Raw genomic sequence first — 4,128 nt, forward strand, 5'->3', positions numbered from 1 at the left:
CGGAAGGCGTCGAGGGCGTGCCGTACCGGCTCGTTGAGCAGGTCGAGCTCGCAACGCGAGAAGTCGTACGGGCCCCGGTCGCCGGTCAGCGCGAGCGTGCCGTCGATGTCGCACATCACCGCCGCCGGCAGGGCCGGGTCGGGGACGTACTCCGTCACGGGCGGCGCGGCCACCGCGCCCGCCCCGCCGTTCATCCACTCCGACGTCAGCCGCCAGCCCTTCCGCCGCGCCTTCTCGTGCTTCTCGGCGAGGATACGGATGATCTCCTCACCGACCTGGCGCTCGCGCGCGGCGTCCCTGCGCAGGCACTCCTCCAGCGGGACGTCGGTGAAGTCGTGCACGACGAAGGTCGCGAGACCGCCGACCGCCGCCTTGAGCCGCTTGGGGATGTTCTTGGTCAGGTGGGTGTTGTCGACGACCACGTCGAAACCGCCGTCGACCGCCGCGCGGACCGCCGCGTCCTGGACGGCCAGCACGGTCTGCTCGTGCCTGAAGCTGCGGCCCCGCGCGGGATCCGGGAGGTCGAGCATGAGGCGCAGGTCGTCGAGGTTGACGCGGCGCATGCGGCCACCTGCCTCGGCCTGCAGGGCGCGTGCGGCTGTCGTCTTGCCCGAGGCCGGCAGGCCCGTCATGACGTGCACGACGGGCAGCCGGGGCTCCTGGGCGGCGGCGGGGGGCGCGGTCGCGTCCGCGGTCGGATGCGCGATCGGGTTCGCGGTCTGGTTCGCGGTCGGGTTCGCGTCCGTGTTCGTGAGTGTCTCTTCGGACACGGGTCAGTTCTCCTCGTCGTTCGTGAAGGGGTCGGACGTCTCCGGCCGCACGTTGCGCCATACGGCCAGTTCTGTCGAGCGGCCGTCCAGGCGCAGGAACATCGCGGCCCGGAGCTCACGGTCGGGCAGGGCCTTCACGGCCCGGGCGAAGGCTCCCCGGTCGGCTGCCAGGTGCGCGAGTCCCGCGTACGCCTCGTCGATGGCACGCTCGCGCAGCGCCGCCTCGGACTCCATCCGCTCGATCACCTCGCGCACCCACGCGTCGAACTCGTCGGGCACCTGGTCCAGCAGCGCGTCGAGCGGCTTGCCGTCCGAGGCCTCGATCTCGGCGACCGTGGTGCCGAGGCCCTGGGCGAGCTGCTTGACGGGCAGGCCGGCGAACCGCTGCACGCCGTGGGCGCGCCAGATGTCCCGCTCGGTCGCCTTGGTGAGCAGCCGGTGGAGCCGTACGTACTCGGCCAGCTTGGCCTTCGCGCGCACACCGGAGGCGAACCGCAGCACGAAGCCCTCCGCCTGGGTGCCGGTCGCCGAGGCGCCGCCGGGCAGGGTGTTGGACTCGGCCAGCGCGATCAGCTCGTCGATCGGCATGGCGGGCCACACCGTGACGACGGAGCCGATCCCCTCCCAGTGCGACGCGGCCTCGGTGAGCGGGACCTCCGTACCGTCCTGTCCGAAGGCCGCGAGGAGGACGAGGTCCCGGCGGTCGCCGTAGTCGACGACGATGCGGTTCTGCGGGTACAGGATCTCGGCGAGGTAGGTGGTGCCGGGGCGGAGGGCCCCGGTGTCCCGGCCGTCGAGCGTGCGCTGCGCCCAGGTCGCCTGGGCGCTGATGAACGAGCCCTTGGAGGCGACCCGCCAGCGGCCCGCGTAGTGGAAGACGACGGCGAGGCTGCCGTCGACCTTGTCGTAGACCTCGAACGGCTCGTCCGGGAGGGCGGGGGCGTACGGCTGACCCGACTCGTGCTCGCCGACGTTGAAGAACTTCGGCAGCGGCAACGCGACGACGGCGCCGGTGTCGTCGTCGGCGACGAGTCCGCGACAGCGTGTGGTGACGTCGTTCCAGACGCGTTCGTACTGTGCCGTCCGGGTGTAGGTGTAGATGGACAGCGGCAGTTCGGGGTGCGACTTGCGGGTCACGTACCCGGCTTCGATCGACTCCGCCAGCGCCTGGGCGGGCATCAGGTCATGCAGAGTCAGGGTCTCCTGGCTCATAGGGTCCTCCCGGTTCGAGATGGCTCATTCTCGCGTGCGGGAGGGTGTGCCCGGTAGTCAATTATGCCTGGTCGGCGCACCGCCCAGGCGGTTGATGTCGGCGGGCCGCAGGATGTGGCCGGGGACCTCGGTTCCGGGTGTGGCGACCGCGATCATGGCGCGGCCGAAGGCCTCGGAGGTGATGACCATGTCCGGAGCGACCCGCCGCACGAGCGGGACCAGCGGTCCGAGGACGGCGTAGAACATCCGGGAGATGCGGGCCTTGGAGGGCACCCCGCGCACCGGCTGGACGATCCCGGGACGGAACATATAGGCGCGAAAAGGGAGTTCCAGCAGGGCGTTCTCGGTCTTGCCCTTGACCCGGGCCCACATGGAACGGCCCCGCTCGGTGCTGTCCGTGCCCTCGCCGGAGACGTAGACGAAGGTCAGGCCGGGGTTGGCGGCGGCCAGTGGCCGGGCCACGGCGAGCGTCAGGTCGTAGGTGAGGTGCCGGTACGCCTCCTCCTTCATGCCGACGGAGGAGACCCCCAGGCAGAAGAAGCAGGCGTCGTACGCGGCCGGGTCGATCCCGGCGGCGGCCAGGTCGGACGGATCGCTCAGGACGGACTCGCGCAGCTTGGGGTGGCTGACGCCGAGCGGCGTGCGTCCGACGGCGAGGACGCTCTCGATCGCATCGTCGCGCAGGCATTCGCGCAGGACGCCCCGGCCGAGCATGCCGGTCGCGCCGAAGAGGATCACGTTCACGGACACCCCTTAGGTCGTCTCTTTCGGATTTTGCCTGACCCGCGCCGCCTGGCACCGCATCTCGCCGCGTTGTCGGAGCAGCCAAGTACGTCCGGTACACCGGCGCCCCTCCGCCTTGCGAGGCACAGCACCAGACGACGCGGGCTCAACCGGCAAAATGCGAAAGAGACGACCTAGTGCGAGACGCAGAGCTCGTTGCCCTCGGGGTCGGCGAGTGTCGTCCATACGCTGGGGCCCTGGCGGCCCTCGTGCAGGTGCGTGGCCCCGTTGGCGATGAGGCGTTCGACCACTTCCTTCGGGTCGTCGGAGCCGGTACGGACGTCGAAGTGGGCCCGGTTCTTGACCGTCTTGGGTTCGGGGACGAACTGGAACAGGACGCGGGGCGCGCGCTCCAGCCCCTCCGGGTGACGGATCGCGGCGCCCACCTTCCAGACGAGGATGCCCCGGTGGGTCTTGGTGTCGTCCTCGCTCGCCTGGCCCGCCTCGATCAGGCCGCGGATGAACTGCTCGTCGCTCGGCTCCACTTCCCAGCCGAGGGCCTCGGCCCACCAGTCGGCAAGCGTGTGCGGGTCGGTCGAGTCGATGGTCACCTGGAATGTGTAGGCCATGCCCGGACCCTACTGAGGAGGCAGCGCCGTCGCCACACGGCGGAAGGGGTGCGGGCGCGGGGCGGGTGGCGCGGGCGTCATCGGCCCGTCGCCCCGCTCCCGGCGGTGAAATGCGAGGCGACCAGCGCCGCGAAGGTCAGCAGCCAGGCCCCCACGGCGATCCAGAGCAGCACCCCGCCCAGCGGGCGCAGCCAGGCGATGCCGGCCGGGTCCGCCACGGAGAGGCAGGCGGTGGCCGTCATGCCGAGCGGGAAGACGGTGGCCCAGCGCCGGATGTCGTAGCGCGGCCGCGGGTGGCGCAGTTCCGCGGCCAGGAGGACGACGTACCAGACCAGGGACAGGGCGAGCAGGGCCAGGGTGACGGTACGCAGCGTGGTGTGCGCCGAACCGGTCCATACGGGTGACGCCGTGAGCTTGGACCCGGTCAGGGCGGAGATGGAGAGTGCGCCGCCCGCCACCCAGTGGTCACCCGCCCCGCCCACCACCTCGCGCAGGTCGAAGCGGAAGAGGGCCGCCAGGTAGAGCAGCAGGCCGAGGCAGAAGCCGGCCATCGCCGCCCGTGCCGGCGGGTCCTGGTGGTGGGCGTCGGCGAGGGACGCGGTGAGGAGGGCGAGTCCCTGGGTTGCCACGCAGCCGAGGAAGGCCGCTCCCGGCATGCGCCGCCGCCAGTGCCGTAGGACGTTGAACAGCAGCCCGGGCCAGAGCACCGCGGCCAGTACGAGCAGCGCGGCGGCCGCCGTCTGCCACCCCTGCTGCGAGAGCCTGGCTCCGATGACGGTGGTGGCGGCCACGGC

At 71.6% G+C, this 4,128-nt stretch carries 5 protein-coding genes; all 5 read right to left on the reverse strand.

Annotated elements, in window-relative coordinates; genetic code table 11:
• A partial coding sequence (locus ACWGIU_RS31545; protein ID WP_453711534.1) for an AAA family ATPase occupies nucleotides 1-770 on the reverse strand: 770 nt, incomplete at its 3' end.
• Nucleotides 771-773: 3 nt separating this feature from the next.
• Nucleotides 774-1,982, reverse strand: a complete 1,209-nt coding sequence (locus ACWGIU_RS31550; protein ID WP_453711535.1) for an RNA ligase — start codon at nucleotides 1,980-1,982, stop codon at nucleotides 774-776.
• A 57-nt stretch (nucleotides 1,983-2,039) separates the two neighbouring features.
• The gene (locus ACWGIU_RS31555; protein ID WP_453711536.1) at nucleotides 2,040-2,726 is read right to left on the reverse strand and encodes an epimerase; all 687 of its coding nucleotides are present in this window, start codon (nucleotides 2,724-2,726) and stop codon (nucleotides 2,040-2,042) included.
• Between the two features lie 173 nt (nucleotides 2,727-2,899).
• Complete coding sequence (locus ACWGIU_RS31560; protein WP_453711537.1) at nucleotides 2,900-3,334, reverse strand: VOC family protein; 435 nt, start codon at nucleotides 3,332-3,334, stop codon at nucleotides 2,900-2,902.
• A 77-nt stretch (nucleotides 3,335-3,411) separates the two neighbouring features.
• On the reverse strand, nucleotides 3,412-4,128 hold a 717-nt coding region (locus tag ACWGIU_RS31565), incomplete at its 5' end, for an SLAC1 family transporter (protein WP_453711538.1).

The organism is Streptomyces sp. NPDC054840 (assembly GCF_053611065.1).

Coding starts and splice junctions, on each gene's coding strand:
- ACWGIU_RS31560 (WP_453711537.1), bottom strand. CDS start 3,334: ATGGCCTACACATTCCAGGTGACCATCGACTCGACCGACCCGCACACG.
- ACWGIU_RS31550 (WP_453711535.1), bottom strand. CDS start 1,982: ATGAGCCAGGAGACCCTGACTCTGCATGACCTGATGCCCGCCCAGGCG.